This window comes from Pseudomonas fluorescens, from assembly GCF_000968015.1.
In the GTDB taxonomy this organism is placed as follows: Bacteria; Pseudomonadota; Gammaproteobacteria; order Pseudomonadales; family Pseudomonadaceae; genus Aquipseudomonas; species Aquipseudomonas fluorescens_W.
The window spans coordinates 313,662-329,429 of sequence record NZ_LACH01000017.1; the positions used below are offsets into that span (position 1 = coordinate 313,662).

Consider the following 15,768-nt stretch of genomic DNA (forward strand, 5'->3'; position numbering starts at 1 on the left):
CTTCGCGTCCCCCTTCTTGCTGAACAGCGAAATTCACAGGCAGTGACTGGCCTTTATGTCTGAGCCTTGCGAAACCAAGCGCTTCACACCGTCGCTACCCTGCGGGCGGCCTTTATCAGCGGACAACTGATAACAGGCCAACGCCCGGGACAGATCCTTCGTTCCCAATTGGCCACTTTCAAAAGAAGAACCCAGATAGTTCATCGCATCTGTGGAGCCCATGGAAACCGCGCGAATAACTTCCCTTTCTGCCTCCTCGGGGTGCAGGCAAGGGCCGTTATAGTCGGTGGAATTACCGTTACAAAAGTACGTGGCATAACCCAGCGCGCCGCTCGCTGTCGTCGATGCCGCTTTGAACAAAGCCTCAAGCTTGCTGGTTTCCAATTGAGGCGCCATCTGCGAAAGACTCAAACTTGCCGCCGACAAACTCGCCTGTGGATCACCCGACTCTGCAGCGCATACATAGTTTTCCAGGGACGCTTCAAACAGATCTTTAGTCAGCCGGTATTGCTCCATCGCGCCTAAACCACCCACCCCCTCTGCACGTTGATAGCAGAAGCTTTCGGCGCGGCTCATTCCGGGTTTACTGGATGCAACAAGCTCCTTCTCGCTGATTGACCAGTCTTCGACCCCCACAAGCGCCCAGCACGCCTTTCGAGAAAAGTTAAAAATCTTGATGTTGCTGTTACCCGCTCGTTTATCCACAACGTTAACGTGACTGTCGTCGACTTGTTCGATCTCAACCCCTTCAGTCTTGCCTTTCCCCACCGCAGCCATCAACGGAAACGCCAAACTGGAGCCTGTTTCCCCAGTAATGGACGGTTCGAATCGGCCCGGGTCTTCTGTACGCTTTAACACCAGCATCTTCACCGCCAGCGCAGTGAGGCGCCTCTGGGATTCAGCATTAGCGGAAAACACCGGTAGAAACTGAGCAAAGTCCTGAGATGGACACGAGACATCTGACCCACGCCCAACAGCCGAACCACTCACGATGTCGGGCGCAGTATTGTCTAGAAAGACTGAACGCTCGCGGCTCATTCTCGCGACGCAGTTATTCACGGTCGTCACGTAGGCAGAAGTACCCGACTTAATCTCAAACGCTTCGAGCGGACAATTTGCGTCACGCAGCTTTATCCACGCGCGCTGTGCTTCTTTGACCTTCGCCGTATACGCTGTCCCCGTGTCGGGTTCGGCTTGATACTGAGTTTCGAGTCGAGCCATCAGCTGGTGATAACTCGTATTCAACTGTGAGTCGGCAGCAACCTTCGATACCTCAGAGCACTTATCAACTTGTTGGCTTGTGGTGTTCTCGGTGCATTCGTCCCGAGCAAGTGCGACTGAAACCGGTAGAACGGCCTGGCATGTCAGTGCACAAAGAGCCCCTAAAAAAAAGCGTTTCACTGTCTTCTATCCTTGATCTATTCAGATGAAATCCAAGCAACCTAATCTGGGGAAAAATTGGGTACATACACATCAGCGGCTTACTCGGATTGCCCTTCATAGCGCTGTGCCTGAGGATTAAAACGCCACAGATGAGGGCGGGTAATCGCTTTGTCGTCTTTGTATCGAATCTGACCGAGGGAGTTTCTGATGTAGGAGTAGATCTCGATATCCTTGAAATCGCCACCATCCTTGGGAGCATCATCCAGCACCTTGACCCCGGCAAAGTAATCACCACCCGCATGCTTCAGGTAGCCACGGCACTGGATCAGAAAGGCGAATGTGCTGTCCATGGACGAACCGATACCTACACGGGAGTTGAAGATAAAATCTTCGACGCCATCGCCATTGAGATCGCCGCGGTACACGACGTGACCAGGATCAACGGAAAACTCTTTCCCGTCGAAGCTCGAAACTATGTCTTCGGGACCATCGCCTCTATCCGACCATTGTGAAAGGAAGTATTTGGAGTCGTTCTCAGGATTGCAAAGAACCGATGCCATGGCTGTAACTGGCATCCAACTTACGAGCAATAAAAGCAGCCTATTCAAAATTAAATTTTTCACCGTGTTTAATACTTGATTCGTTCAGGTTCTACGCTTCTAAAAGCGAGTCACGCATTGGTTTGGAACATTCATTTCCCAGTAGGTACTGATCAACGCTTTACGTTTGCTCTCTATACGAAGATTGACGAAACCATCGCCGCAATCGGGCTGTAACTCCTCAAAGGTGCTGGATTTTGGTTGGTAAACAAAAATCCTGTAGTAATCGAAAGTGCCCATTCCGTCATCAATTTGCGAGACAGCGAAATCCTTCATACCGTCGAAATTGAAATCATTGATCTGCACATGCAATTCGTTTTCAGCTTGAAAGTCGATTGTCCGGGATTCGTTATGGGCCTCGCGTTTAACGGCGACTGTTAGCATGGGACCTTCCAACACGAGCGTCGCTTCGACGTTTTTGGTTGGGCTGAATGTGATTACATCGGCAAACACTGGTGCCGTCCACAGCAGGCCGAGCAATGATAGGGCTAGATACTTGAATCGCATGTACTCGCCCTATTCCCACTTACATCCAGCTTCCAAAGAAGAGTCGATACTGGTGTTAATCATGAAGCTGTACTCCTTGCCACTGGACTTCTTCGTGTACAGCATCGAGACGATCTGCGCCCCTTGGGTCACCTCTTCATAGGTTCCCGTGACCTTGCCTCCCACGACTTCTGACCAGGTCATGGTGTGCTGCCAAGGCGCCTCTGGGTCGAGTATTTCACTCTGGGAATCTGTCAACACAAGGGTAATGGGGACGTTCGACTTGGCGTACTTGACGAAGCCACCTGACCACTTGCTGGAGTGGTCGTAGAAGGTACGGAATTCGAACTTTACTGGGTTGGATTGTGAGAGTTCGAAGCAGATGATTTGGGTGGTGACTTCGCTGTGGGCGGTGAAAGAAAATAACGCCAAAAAGGTAAACAACGACCATTTCATACTTATCAAAACCCCATAAATCTACGAGCTAGCTTTCAGACTTATGTCTCAACGCTTATTCTTATCCGGCGCCATAGCCAGTTGGCGGGCTCGCTCTATCGTCGCGCGTATTAAACATGTATCAGGAAACTCACCGAATATTGTTGTATACGATTTCGTGTCCATTAGGCATTCCGCATCTCGAAATCTCATCCAGGCTCTCTGGGTATCTCTCAGCCCTTTCTGTGCGCTTTCGTTTAAGCGAGCTATACGATCCCGATATACGGAGTTAAGCAGCGCATCTGCATCGGCAAGTACCACATTAAGCACTCCATCGGGCGAGGATGGCCATACCACATCCGCCAATGCCTGCTTTGTCTCATTATTCCAATTGTATAAGCCGTTTTCTTCGATTCTCAGCAACGCAGATCGCCCATGGTGATTTGTCGGATCGCTCGCACTAACTTCCGAGCGATAAACAATCTCCAGATAGATAGGATCGATTGCGCGCTGAGGATCATTGATTAGTGCTTGTCGGACAATGGTCCGCTGTTTCTTACTCTCAGTTATCTCTATTGAGAAACATGGGTCCGGTCCGGGACGATCAGACGACTTCACCCTCTCCAGGCATTGGTTACGAACGGCCATAGAGGGCGAATCTGACCCGCCACTTACATCTATAATCCTGACAAGCAGCCGTATTTCTGGATCTTTTGAAAAATCGGCCTGAAGCACGGTCGCAATCATCGTGCCTTCTGCTTTGACAATGGATGACAGCAACGAAAATAAAATAACGAAGCTGAACTTTATAACCTTCATTTACTGGCAGCCTTATAAAAACATAATAACAAAACAGCGAAAAATGAAACAACCTTACTTATCAACAGCCAAGCCTATATCATAATTAAACCCGTCATTTTCAGGTCAACTTCTTATTCCATGTGAATTGAGCGATTTACTTTCACTAAAAATAAATCGCTCAACACTAGGTCCAATTTATTACTAAAAAGCCACCCTTTGCTTAACTCGCTCAGGAATTTTTTGCTGCTTACCGTCCGCAGTCATGAGTTCTTCATACCGCTTATAATTTTTTGCCGCTGCTGCCTTGTCACCCTCAGACCAGTAAGCGTCTGCAATATTCAGATACGCCACAATACGCTTGGGGTTTTCAGTAAGGACCTTGGTCAACAGCCAAATGGCATCACCATTGAATCCGGCTTGCTGCCAAAAATAACCTATATCATTAAATGTTTGCTGATTGGCGCTTGAATAGCCGTAGTCACCAACATACCGTTCAATAAACTCCCGCTTCGGAAAATCAACAAAAGCTCTCTTGCTTTTATAAAGTCTGGACGTAGCATTTTTAAACTCAGCGAGGGATTCTTCTTTTAACCTCTCAGCGATACTCGCAACCAGTTTCTGCTTCTGCACGCAGTCTGAAGTAGTGCAAACTTGCGCTTCATCATATTTGAGAGTTGAATAACAGTACGGTTGTGGCTGCCCAGAAACGCTTGGGACTTTCTGCAGATAAATAAGTTGATTAGCATCAACTTTTACTGGTTGACAGTAAGGTACTACCCCGAAGGCGTCCGGAATTCCGGATTTGTTTCTTGCAATGTCCAGACCGCTTACAACCTTACTCGCTTCAAGTGTTTGTACGCTGCCATTTTTGTCAATAAACCAAAAACTGTTTTCCTGAGCGGTACAATCACACTCGCAGCTCAGTATATAGCTTTGGCTTCTGATGTCCCACTTTGACTTTGGCAAACCTTCAGAACCGCAAAAATTCTCGGGGACGGAGACTGAACAAATGTTTGTATCAGGGTCACACGTCAGCTTTTTACTTTCACCCCATGCGGAGGAGGCAAGCAGGAGAAATACAAACAACCAATGCCCTTTAAAGTTCACAAATGTCGCCCTCAACAATTATTCCGTAGTTAGTATTTTCCCGTGTGGAAGTATTGCCACTCATTGTCGCAGTGTATTTCTTCCCTTGGATGATCCCCATACGCCGGCTGAAAGCATCAGCCCGATAGGCCGTAGTGGCCTTTTCCGCGCGTTTCTTGCATACAAAAATCAACAGCTCTTTTTGCGTCGTAATATTGGCTGTCGGAAATTCTGTCCGAATCAATTCCTCTGCCTTCGATAAATTGTTTTGTTGAACGCACAAATCGTACAGCGCACAGTAAGTACGCAACTGAATCTTGACCATTAGCTGCGGCGCCAGCTCTCGCATTAATTTGATGCAAGAGGTAACGTTGTCGTTGTATTTCGCTGCATGATTCAGCTGAATTTTCTGGAAAGCCTCGACTTCTCCTATTTTTTTAAACGCGGATTTCCACCCCGAATTATTGTTGGCAATAACTCCCGAGGCCCAGCTCATTTGTGCCGAAATATTTGCAGCGTTCAACGAATTGATCAACGCCTGAAAATTCATGTTCGTGCCGAAGCAGCCATCGAATTTCGCTTGATCGGCTGCACGCATTTCCAACAAGACCGGCCCCAGTGTGCCTTGGCCGAAGTTCCATTGAATAACGCCAAAAGACATGCCTTGCCCGTCGAAATTACCTGCCAGAGCCTCATAGTCAAGCTTGCTTTTCCCCTCGTACCCAGAAGAAACCAATAGTGCGATTTCCTTTGCCTTACTGAGAGGAGTACAGAGAGCCGACAACACGTTTTCCACAAAAGCAATGGAGTGAAAATGCCAAACAATGTCGGTGCTTATAGCGGCCTTTCCAATTAGCTCTCCCCAAAACACATAGTTGCTGATTCTTTCTTTCTCATGCTTGAGCGTTTTCGGTGAATTTTCCAGCAATTTATCAAGCTTGCTCCATTTTGGAGAATCAGCTTTTTCTTTCCACTCTGTCGGGTGATGGGCAATGAGTTTTGACCAATGCGTCCGGGTATCGGTGTTTTTCAACGCATCAGCAAGCTCACCTGGGTCGACTTCACCGTCATGGTTCTTATCGATTTTTGCAAAGAGTTCCTTGAAGAACTGCGGCATATCCTCCGGATCGAGAAAGCCATCCGCAGTGGCGTTCGCCTCCTCAACGATCTGAAAGCCCAGTTTCTCCCAGTCATGTTGCGTAATGATCTGTGCATCTGCCTTTTTGACCACCCCGCTGACCGCCTGATCGTCTTCGGTGAGAGTGACTTCGTAGTAGTCGTCGGTGCCTTGCTTGATAACCGGCGCCTTGCCCAAATCCACCGAGTGATCCTTCTTGAGCAGCGTATTACCAGTCGCCGGTGCCTTTTTCTTCAACTCGGTCCCTGTTGGCAGATACAGATACTGCTTGCCGACCTTCAATCCGGCTGTGTTCTTCAAGAACTCTTTGACGTCAGCTTCGGCCGTGAAAATTTCGACATGCACTTGATATTTACTGGCCACACCACCGTCTTCGCCAGTGAGGTTCTCGGTGAGTCCCAAATAACCTATCGGGTCGCCAGCCTTGATACCGGTACTGTTTGAAACGACACTGTCGAAATCAATAGGTGTGACCTCCCATCGCACGAACTGGTTGGACGGATCATTTTCCACGATTGTCCAGAATGTCGCCGGCGCATTCCCGATGGGCTGCCAGACGCCTCCGGATACCAATGTGCATGAAGCCATGCGCCGCAACTCGTTACCGACTACTAGGTTGACGACCGTCTTACTGTCGAACTCGATGACGCTATTAGCAACCAACTCAAGATTTCCGGCCACGGGCGCTCCAACGGGTTTTCCGTTTGTTGGATCTGTCGGGGCCTGGAAAATAGGCAGTCGCTTTGTGGCTTGGGCTTTGACTTTACCTTGCCAGTAATTTGGTCTTGTGCGCTCCGGTATGGCATCTGCTACCCAGATGCGATCACCTTTCGAGTTTCTGTAAGGATCGCCGTCTTTCATATAGGCGAACCAGACCTCACGACCTACGTTGCGTACTTTATGAGATCCACTTTTAACGCTACCGGACAGGATTTTCCCTTTGGCATAAGTAAGGTTGCCAACGTCTTTCTGGTCGACGATCTCCAGTTTCGTACCGTTAGCAAGCTTTCCGGGCGAAGCGATTTGGCTTGATAAAGGTGCTTCGTCGTACGCCTTGAAGTCACCTACTTTCATAGTAATTTTTGGCTTCGGCTTTTCCTGAGGCGTTAGCGGATACCGTTGATAAGGCAGCAAGTGCATGTAGAGACTGTAGAAGTTCAGGGTATTTTGCTTACCTTTATTCGAACCTTCTTCCGGATTTGGCGCCGATTTGTATTCATGGCGCACCAAGCAAAACGAGTTGGAGTACTTCAGTTTTTTCTCGTTATCACCGAAGGTCGACTCCAAATAATCGTCATTAAGGCGATAGGCAACGACTTCTCCATCCGCCATGCAGCGTATCGGCTCATTCAATACACATTGCGGAGCACTTGCATCGCTGATGTGAATGCCGCCATGCCAGAATCTATTGCTACCCAATAGGTAATGCCCTGATTTTTCGCTCTCAAGCGCTTTGTAAACATCTTCTGCATCAGTGAACTGCTTACCATCTGCCTTTCGGAATGGGTATTGAAAGTTCATCAGTGGTGTAGGCCCCTCATTAGGTGAAGAAGCCGGAGCGGCCGCAGGACTTGCGGCTGCTTCCTGTTGGCTCCACCACACTTCAGGGCTAATGAGGTTCCCATTGGGACCCTTCATTTGATAGTGAACATGACGTGGATATTGGGTCACACCATTCGGCCCCTTCCCCCCCATTGTTCCGATCTCGTCACCTGCAGCAACGGTTGCTCCCTGACTTACCATGTGACTGCTTGTATGCAAAATCTCATGACTGTTGCCATCCGCATCTTTTATTTTTATCGTGCCATAGTTCCCACCAGTAAATGTGACTGTGCCTGCAATTGGCGCATAAACTTTTGGATTCTGCAGATTGATGCCATTTTGGCCACCAATATAATTAAAATCTGTCCCTCCATGAGGGCCACTCGCACGTTGCTCGCCATAGACTCCCGTTATATGAGGCTGGTGGCCATCAACCGGGGGCAGAACACGGAGCATCACTTCATTGAAAGACATATAACTTCCTTTTTAAATTTCTATCAAAGCGAGTAATCTTGAACTTCATCCAAAAACCAACACGCTTCCAACTTAAACATATAGAAAACCTGGTAGTCGGTATCTGGCTTTTCAATTTTTACTTTTGCAATACCGTTGGACACCTCTAGAACTTCAACTTCAAGACCGTCCGCAGTTCGTTTCTCTTTTCCAGGAACTATAGGGAACTTCAGCTTTTGTTTTTCCAAAAAAACTATTTTTTGCTCTGGCTCAGGTTCGGCGTCTACCGTTATTAATTTTTTCAAGGGGGTATGAGTAAACTCCTGCTGTACAGAAGAGCTCTCCAAATAAGAACCTAAAAAAGCTGAAAAATCCTTCGACGGGCATGAACTTACATCAGCTCCGCCTGCAATCGCATTGCTTGAAAAAAGCCCGAACGCTGATATAACCAGTGCGAGAGTGAAGCGCAATTGACATTTCATAAACAGATCCTTGAGTTGAATTATTAATCACTCAGAAAACACAAAAAAAGCCTTTGGTTTAACCTTCTCAGGCACCGCGTTCCCCAACGCCTGATCCATCAAACTCCCCGCCTTATCCTTATCCGCAGCCCCCGGCAGCACCGGCGGTTTAATCCCAATCCCCGTCCCACTCCCAGCAGACCCACCGGCATTAATCTTCACCACCGGCCCAACAACCGTAATCCCCCCAGCATCGAGTTTGATAAAGCTCCCACCCGCCTTCACGGTGAGCTCCATCCCAGCCTCAATCACAATCTTGTCCCCAGCCTTCAGATGAATCTCTTTCCCAACACTAGTCAGTTGCGCAGTCCCCAGCTTCACATGCTGGTTCTGCCCAATCGTCAGGTGGTCATCCATCCGCACTTCAGTCTTGCGATCAGCAATCGTGGTCCGATGCTCTTCCGCCTTCAGCTCGGTGTAGGTGTTCTTCTCCACGGTATCGTGGCGCTCATTCCCCACCCGAATCTTCTGATCATGCTCAACGTTTTCATCCCAATCCCGCTGGGCATGGATGAAGATCTGTTCCGCGCCTTTCTTGTCCTCAATCCGCAGTTCATTGAACCCGCCGCCGCCCGGTGAGCTGAGGGTTTTGAACACGGTGCGGGTTTTATTCGCCGGCAGGTCGTAGGGAACCTGGTTTTCCTTGTGGTATAGGCAACCGGTCACCAACGGCTGATCAGGATCCCCTTCAAGGAATGTCACCAGCACTTCCATGCCAATGCGCGGGATGGCGATGGCGCCGTAGCGGTCGCCGGCCCAACTGGAGGAGACGCGCATCCAGCAGCTGGTTTTGTCGTCGGCGAGGCCTTCGCGGTCCCAGTGGAATTGCACCTTGATGCGGCCGTACTGGTCGCAGTGAATCTCTTCACCTTTGGGCCCGGTGACCATGGCGGTCTGGCTGCCGAGGACACGCGGTTTCGGGTGTTGCAGGGCCGGGCGGTAGAACACGTCCCACGGGGTGGCGAGGAAGCGGTTGCGGTAGCCTTGGTGGAAGTCGTCCTTGTTGGCGGTGGTGTCGCTGGTGACCGACTCTTCGAGGACTTGCGGTTGTTTGCCTTCGTGGAAGATTTCGGTGAGCAGCCAGAGGTCGTTCCACTCGGTGCGTGGGTGGTCGGAGAGTTCCAGGAAATGACCGCTGACCAGCGTGGTCTGATCGCCGTTGCCTTCGGCTTGGCGGTAGTCGGCGCGGTGGCGTTCGAGGGCGCGTTGGCTGAGGAATTTGCCGCGTGCGCGGTCGATGAAGCGGCCGGGGTAGTCGTAGTCTTCGAGGTCTGGCTCGTCGCTTTGTGCTTCGGGTTTGTAGGTGGATTCGAGTTGCAGGCGTGGTTTTTCGAAGTCGTAGTCGCGGCGGGTGACGCGGCCGGTGCGGGTTTCAAGGCGCAGTTTGAAGCCTTTGATCACCGGCTCGTCGGCGACCATGCCGCTGCCTTGCACATACGCGGTGGGCTGGCCGAGTTTGGGGAACACGGTCTGGTCATCGCCGAATACCAACAGATGACCTTTGGAGCTGTGCTGGAAGTGGTAGTGAATGCCTTCTTCTTCGCACAGGCGCTGGACGAAATGCAGGTCGGTTTCGTCGTACTGCACGCAGTAGTCGCGATCCGGGCACGGTTGGCTGAGCTGGAAGTTGTAGGCGTTGCCTTTGATGCCGTGCTCGTCGAGGATCAGCGCGATGATTTTCGGCGCGGACATCTGCTGGTAGATGCGTTGGTTGGTGCGGTGGTGCAGGTATTGCAGTTGCGGCACCAGGGAGATTTTGTAGCGGGTCAGGCGTTTGCCGGCATCGCCTTGGGCGACGCGGTAGATCTGGCCGTGGATGCCGGAACCCTTCGGATCGAACGCCAGAAAGGCCTGTTTGTGCAGGAGCTTTTCCAGGTCCAGATCGGGGTTTTCGCTGACCAGTTCCAGGTCGAAGCGATACGGCTGGCTGATGCCTTCGGTGCCGGTGAACGACAGCACTTGCAGGTCGCCGACGTAGTCTTCGACGGTCAGGCTGAAGTGGGTTTCGTTAGCGGAGTTGAACATTGCTTGCTCCCTGTTCGGTAGTCATCCGTTACGCCCGCAGTCGCAGGCGTTGCAGCAAAGTCGAAGTGGCGCCCATGGCGTCACGCAATTGGGCGGCGGTGATGGTGCGCTTGGCCGCATCGAAAGCCAGCGCCGTTCGCAGGGCTGGCCAGCAGTGTTTCGGGAGATTCCTGGGGGCGTGCAGCTCGCGTTCGAGGTGGCCGTCGCGGGCCTCGGTCGAGGGCAAGCGGCGGAACGGGTGTTTGCCGCTCGCCAATTCGTAGAGCACGCAAGCCACGCCGTACACGTCCGCACTGGCCGTCAGCGGTTGGCCTTCGAGCAGTTCGGGGGCGGCGTAGCCGGGGGTCCAGGCGTTGAAGCGGTGGCGGCTCAGGTGTGGCAGGCCGGGCAGGATGCCCTCCTCGGCCTGGCCCAGACCGAAGTCGAACAGGCGCACGCCTTCTTCGCTGAGCATGACGTTGCTTGGCTTCATGTCACCGTGCAGCACGCCACGAGCGTGGGCGAAGGCCAGCGCGTCGAGCAGCGGTAGCGCGATGTCGCGCAGTTCTTTCCACGGCAGGCCCAGCGGCCGCTCGCAGAGTAATTTGTCCAGGGTCAGCCCACGCATGAGTTCCATGGTGATGAAGGCGCGCTGGCAGTCGGTGTCCACTTCAAAGCTGTGCAAACGCAGCACGTTGTCGTGGCGCAGGCGTCGGGTCAGGGCGAACTCGCTGTAGAGCAAGGCACTGGCGTCCGGCGATTCGGCAAATTCTTCGCTGAGGATTTTCAGCGCGATGTAAGGGTCGGGATCGCCGAACTGCTCGCTCAGCAGATCCCGTGCGCGGTAAACCGCGCCCATGCCACCAGCACCGAGCAGGCGCTCGATGCGGTAACGGCCTGCGAGCACGTCGGGCATTTCACCGATGCTGGCCTTGGTCGGCGCCAGCGCGGGTTCGGCCTTATGCGGCTTGTCGTTTAGAGACTTGGCGAACGCAAAGTAAGTCAGGTTACTGTCTTGCTCTTCGCTCACCAGCAGGTCGTCGAGCGGCGGCATGAGTTGAGTCATTTTCGGATCACCACAGCAGTCAAATTGTCCCGGGCCGAGCCACGCAGGGCGCCGTCGAACAGACGCTCCAGCGCAACGTGCGGCGCGGTCAGGCTCAGGGCGTTGCCCAACGCATCAGTGCTCAGCCCCTGGTACAAGCCATCGCTGCACAATAGAAACGCATCGCCGGGGTAAACCTCGAGTTCGAGCACGTCCAGCGTCAGCACATCGGCGGCGCCGACCGCACGGGTCAGCGCATGGGCGGAAGGATGCGCACGGGCGTCCTCGACGCTCATGTTTTGCTCGTCGATGAGTTGCTGTTGCAGCGAATGGTCCTTGGACAGCTGATACAAACGCTGACCACGCCACAGGTAGCAACGGCTATCGCCGGCCCAGATGCAGGCCGCGCGACTACCTTCTACGAGCAGCGCCACCACGGTGCTGCCCATGATGCTGTCGTGGCGCCCGGCCGTGACAGTCAACTCCTGACCCAAGCGACGGTTGAGCCAGTGCAGGCACTGGCGTATGCCTTTGAGTCGTTCGTCGAAGTCGTCCTGCACCGGCAATTCCGCCAGGCTGGCGACGATCAACTGGCTGGCGATGTCGCCACCCTGATGACCGCCCATGCCGTCCGCGACCACCCACAGCCCCTGCTGTGGGCAGTCGAGAAAAGCATCTTCGTTGCGCGCCCGAACCTTGCCCGGATCGGTACGCGCAGCGCTGCGCCAGGGACTGGCAACCAGCATCAGAGCTGCACCGGCATACGGAAGGTACGCAGCACGCCCATGTCGAACGGGTTCGGTGTGCGCTGGCTCGACAGCAAGTAGTTGGCGCGCAGGCCGCCTACGTCAGCTTTCAGTACCAGCACATCGCGACCGCTCAGGTACTCGGTCTGCATCAGGTCGAATAGACGGAACAGCGACCATGGGCCGGTGTTCTTCTCGATGCCGATCGGGCGGCCGGCCATTTTGTCGAGGACCAGGCTGGTGCGACCGTCTTCAGCATCGGTCGGCCATTTGAACGACACCGGCACGATCGGGCCGTGGCGGTATTCGATGGTCTTGTCGCCGAACTTGAACTCGGAACGGCTGACGGCCGGGTCGAGGGTGTACGGCTCCAGTTTGAATTGCACTTGCGGCTCGGCCGGATTGATCGAGAAGAAGCTCTGGCGAATCACTTGTGCTGCGGCCATCTGGTCGAGGTAGACCTTGGAGATCGGCATGCTGTGACCGTCGATGCTGCGCAGACGGTAGTTGCCTGGATCGCCACTCACGAACGGACGCATGTAGGTATCAAAGAAGCGATCGTTGATGCCCTGCGCCTTGAAGAACTCGCGGAAGTCACTGATCGCAACGTCGCTGGTGCTGTGGGCGCTGAACGGGTAACGCTTGTTGATCGCCTTGCCATAGAAGCTGTACAGCTCGCTCTGATAACGCTGGTTCAGGTACTGGTAGGAATCGTTCAGCACCAGACGCCAGGTGTCTTCAGCCAGGACGTTGAACCACACGCTGACCGGACGCGGCAGACGGTTCGAGGCATTGCGCAGGTTGCTCAGCGCATCACGCTGGCCGCTCATGCGGGTCTTGGCCATTTCGAACGCAGCCTGTTCCGGCGCACTGGCACGAGCGAGGCTCGCCAGTTGCAGTTGCAGGTCGTTGAGTGCTGCGAGTGCTGGGGTCAAATCAGCGGCCGGGCCGTTGTTGTCGTCCAGCAAACGGTGCAGCGGTTCGAAGCGACGTTGCAGGGATTTCTTCGCGGTGTCCGGCAGGTTCTTGGCCATGTCCGCTGCCTGGTCGGCAGCCGATGCAACCAGTTTGCCGAGTTTGCCGCCCTTCTCTGCCAGTTTCGCGGCCGCATCGGCGGCGTCCTCGGCAGTGTCGGCAGTCGCCGCAAAACGGGTGTTCTCGCGCACTTCCACCAGCAGTTGCAGCACTGGAGAATTAGCCGAGGTCAGGCCCGCCAGTTGCTCGGCGCCTTCACCGGCGTCGCTGATCGGTGGCAAGGCCACCTGGCCGACCGCTTCACTCCAGAAGTTGGCGTAGTCGCGGAAGTACAGTTGCTCCAGTTCGACCATCAGGCGACGCAAGTCCATGCCGCTGATGCCCGAGCCTTCGCCCAACACCCAGTTGTCACGCAGGAGATCGGTGACCAGCGCAGAGCCCTGAACCGAGAAGTACTGCTGATAACCCTGTTGGGTGTAGAAACCCGGGATCACGTATTCGGTGCCGACAAACAATGAAGCTTGCGGACCCATGTGTTGGCTCAAGCGGTACTCCGGCAGGTTGCGAGCCTGCTCGCGCAGCATCCGGTAAACCACGTTGGCCAGCGACTCACTGCGCAATACCTGACGCGCCTGAGCCACCAGTTGATCGTTCAGCGGGTAGATAAACGGCTGCTTGAGCAAGCGCTCAAAGTGCGTGTTCAAACCGTTTTGCACCGTCGTGTTACCAGCGTAACGCTGGGACCATTCGGTAGCGACCCAATCCTTGAGCCACGGACCGTCGCGGCGATCCTTCATGTTCAGCATCAGGTACGCACGCAGGCTGTTGAGCAAGCGTTCGCGGTCCTTCATGTTGGCGCGGATCTGCCCTTCCAGCAGTGTTGCGACCTTCGGCAGCAGTTGCGCTTCAAGCTCTCGCTCGTAGGCTTCCTTGACCACCGGATTGACCTCTTCGCCCTGATACAAACCACCGCGTTCGTGGTACGACACGTCACCTTTGTTCGGGAAGACCTGAGTCGCCGCGTAGCTGCTGTCGAGGGGCTTGAGTACCGCCATGGAATCATCACGCGCGGTCAGGGCCGAGCGTTGTTGCGTCCAGTTGGTGGCGAGGTTGCGCAGGTTTTCCAGACGCTCGTAGTTGGCGGAGAAACCGCCTGCCCACAGCATGCCGAACAGCGCCAGTGCCGCCAATGCGCCTACGTACAGGGCACGTTGGCCCCAATGGATGCGGCTGCGTTCGCGCTTGTCCAGACCGGCCAGATCGGCCTCGGGGAAAATCACCCGGCTGAGCAAATGGTGAATGAACCGCGAGCGACCACTGCGCAAGGTCGGCAGCATGCCAGCGTTCATCCCCAGATTGGCGCCGATGCCGGCGGTGGTCTGGTCCATCTCTTGAGTCAGGTGCGGTGCGCTGGTCAGGTAGAAACCGCGCAACTGGCTGACACGCTGGTAGCGGTTACCGGTGAACGCCATGTCGACGAACAGGCACAAACGCTCGCCGATCTGCCCCAATTGATGCGGGAAGTCGAGGATGCGGCCACGGCGCTGGGTGTCGCGCTCCTGGTGCATGCGCATGATCACTTGGCTGTTCAGCCGACGCAGCAGCTCTTCGAACTCGGAGCGCAGCACAGCGACATCGGTGCCGCTCTGCTCTTTGCGGAAGCTGGTGCCGAGCACCTGATCGCTTTCTTCGCGGGTCAGCTGATCGAAGAACTCGTCGAAACCGAGCAGCTTGTCAGCCTTGCTCAACACAAGGTAAACCGGCACATCGACGTGCAGTTTCTGATGCACATCTTGCAGACGAGCACGCACCTGGCGAGCCAGGGTATCGAGGTCTTGCTCGGTGTTGCCCAGCAGCATTTCTACCGGAATGGTCACCAGCACGCCGTTCAACGGACGGTTACGGCGGCGCTTGCGCAGCAGGTCGAGCAAGGTGCTCCAGGCGCTGCCATCGACTTCGGCATCCGGCTGGGTCAAGTAACGCCCGGCGGTGTCGATCAGCACACCGTGGTCGGCGAAATACCAGTCGCAATGACGGGTGCCGAGGGTGTCGCGGGTCAGTTTGCGGTCGATCTTGTTGATCGGAAACTCAAGGCCCGAAAAGTCCAGCAGGCTGGTCTTGCCGCTGCCCTGCGGGCCGATCAGCAAGTACCACGGCAAATCGTTGCGCCAGCGTTCGCTGCGACCGCGATAGAGGCTCGAGGTCTTCAGGGTTTTCAACGCATCCTTGAAGCGTACGCGAAGCTCTTTCTGCTCTTCGTCGATCAACTCTTCACGGCGGATACGGTCCTGGCCGTCTTCGGTGTCTTCGATAGCCTTTTTGCGTACGCCAGCGCGCCAGCTGACGAAGACCATGGTCAGGCCCCAGATCAGGAACAGCACACTGATGGTCAGCAGGCGGGAGGTCGAACCTTCCCAGAACTTGTAGTCATTGACCGCCAGCAGTGGCCCGACGAACCACACCAGCAGCGCGACGAACAGCACCAGCAGCAAGGTCCAGACCCAGGTCTGGCGCAGGAATGCGCCGACTTTCTTGAAAAACTTTTTCATCACAC

Annotated in this window: 12 protein-coding genes; all 12 read right to left on the bottom strand. The window is 54.2% G+C overall.

Annotated elements, in window-relative coordinates:
* Positions 1-33: 33 nt before the first annotated feature.
* Positions 34-1,401: a lysozyme inhibitor LprI family protein gene (locus VD17_RS11130; RefSeq protein WP_046053862.1), complete on the bottom strand. Its 1,368-nt coding sequence runs from the start codon at positions 1,399-1,401 to the stop codon at positions 34-36.
* Between the two features lie 80 nt (positions 1,402-1,481).
* The gene (locus tag VD17_RS11135) at positions 1,482-1,943 is read right to left on the bottom strand and encodes a hypothetical protein (RefSeq protein WP_259674551.1); all 462 of its coding nucleotides are present in this window, start codon (positions 1,941-1,943) and stop codon (positions 1,482-1,484) included.
* Positions 1,944-2,042: 99 nt separating this feature from the next.
* Positions 2,043-2,489 carry an XAC2610-related protein gene (locus VD17_RS11140; RefSeq protein ID WP_046053863.1) on the bottom strand — a complete coding sequence of 149 codons (447 nt, stop codon included), beginning with the start codon at positions 2,487-2,489 and terminating at the stop codon, positions 2,043-2,045.
* Between the two features lie 9 nt (positions 2,490-2,498).
* Positions 2,499-2,924 (bottom strand): hypothetical protein, encoded by a 426-nt coding sequence (locus VD17_RS11145; RefSeq protein ID WP_046053864.1) that lies wholly within the window; start codon positions 2,922-2,924, stop codon positions 2,499-2,501.
* Positions 2,925-2,972: 48 nt separating this feature from the next.
* On the bottom strand, positions 2,973-3,722 hold the full coding sequence (locus tag VD17_RS11150; RefSeq protein WP_046053865.1) for a lysozyme inhibitor LprI family protein: 750 nt from the start codon (positions 3,720-3,722) through the stop codon (positions 2,973-2,975).
* Positions 3,723-3,905: 183 nt separating this feature from the next.
* Positions 3,906-4,811 carry a tetratricopeptide repeat protein gene (locus tag VD17_RS11155; RefSeq protein ID WP_046053952.1) on the bottom strand — a complete coding sequence of 302 codons (906 nt, stop codon included), beginning with the start codon at positions 4,809-4,811 and terminating at the stop codon, positions 3,906-3,908.
* Positions 4,801-7,944 (bottom strand): peptidoglycan DD-metalloendopeptidase family protein, encoded by a 3,144-nt coding sequence (locus VD17_RS11160; protein ID WP_185753132.1) that lies wholly within the window; start codon positions 7,942-7,944, stop codon positions 4,801-4,803. The genes VD17_RS11155 and VD17_RS11160 overlap by 11 nt, the downstream gene beginning before the upstream one ends.
* A gap of 23 nt (positions 7,945-7,967) precedes the next feature.
* Positions 7,968-8,405: a hypothetical protein gene (locus tag VD17_RS11170; RefSeq protein ID WP_052962688.1), complete on the bottom strand. Its 438-nt coding sequence runs from the start codon at positions 8,403-8,405 to the stop codon at positions 7,968-7,970.
* Positions 8,406-8,432: 27 nt separating this feature from the next.
* Entirely contained in the window at positions 8,433-10,469 is a 2,037-nt protein-coding gene (gene tssI, locus VD17_RS11175; protein ID WP_046053867.1) for a type VI secretion system Vgr family protein, read from the bottom strand.
* A gap of 28 nt (positions 10,470-10,497) precedes the next feature.
* The gene (locus tag VD17_RS11180; RefSeq protein WP_046053868.1) at positions 10,498-11,514 is read right to left on the bottom strand and encodes a serine/threonine-protein kinase; all 1,017 of its coding nucleotides are present in this window, start codon (positions 11,512-11,514) and stop codon (positions 10,498-10,500) included.
* Complete coding sequence (locus VD17_RS11185; protein WP_033059323.1) at positions 11,511-12,239, bottom strand: PP2C family protein-serine/threonine phosphatase; 729 nt, start codon at positions 12,237-12,239, stop codon at positions 11,511-11,513. Before VD17_RS11185 ends, VD17_RS11180 begins: the two co-directional genes overlap by 4 nt.
* The gene (tssM, locus tag VD17_RS11190) at positions 12,239-15,763 is read right to left on the bottom strand and encodes a type VI secretion system membrane subunit TssM (RefSeq protein WP_046053869.1); all 3,525 of its coding nucleotides are present in this window, start codon (positions 15,761-15,763) and stop codon (positions 12,239-12,241) included. The genes VD17_RS11185 and tssM overlap by 1 nt, the downstream gene beginning before the upstream one ends.
* Positions 15,764-15,768: the final 5 nt, after the last annotated feature.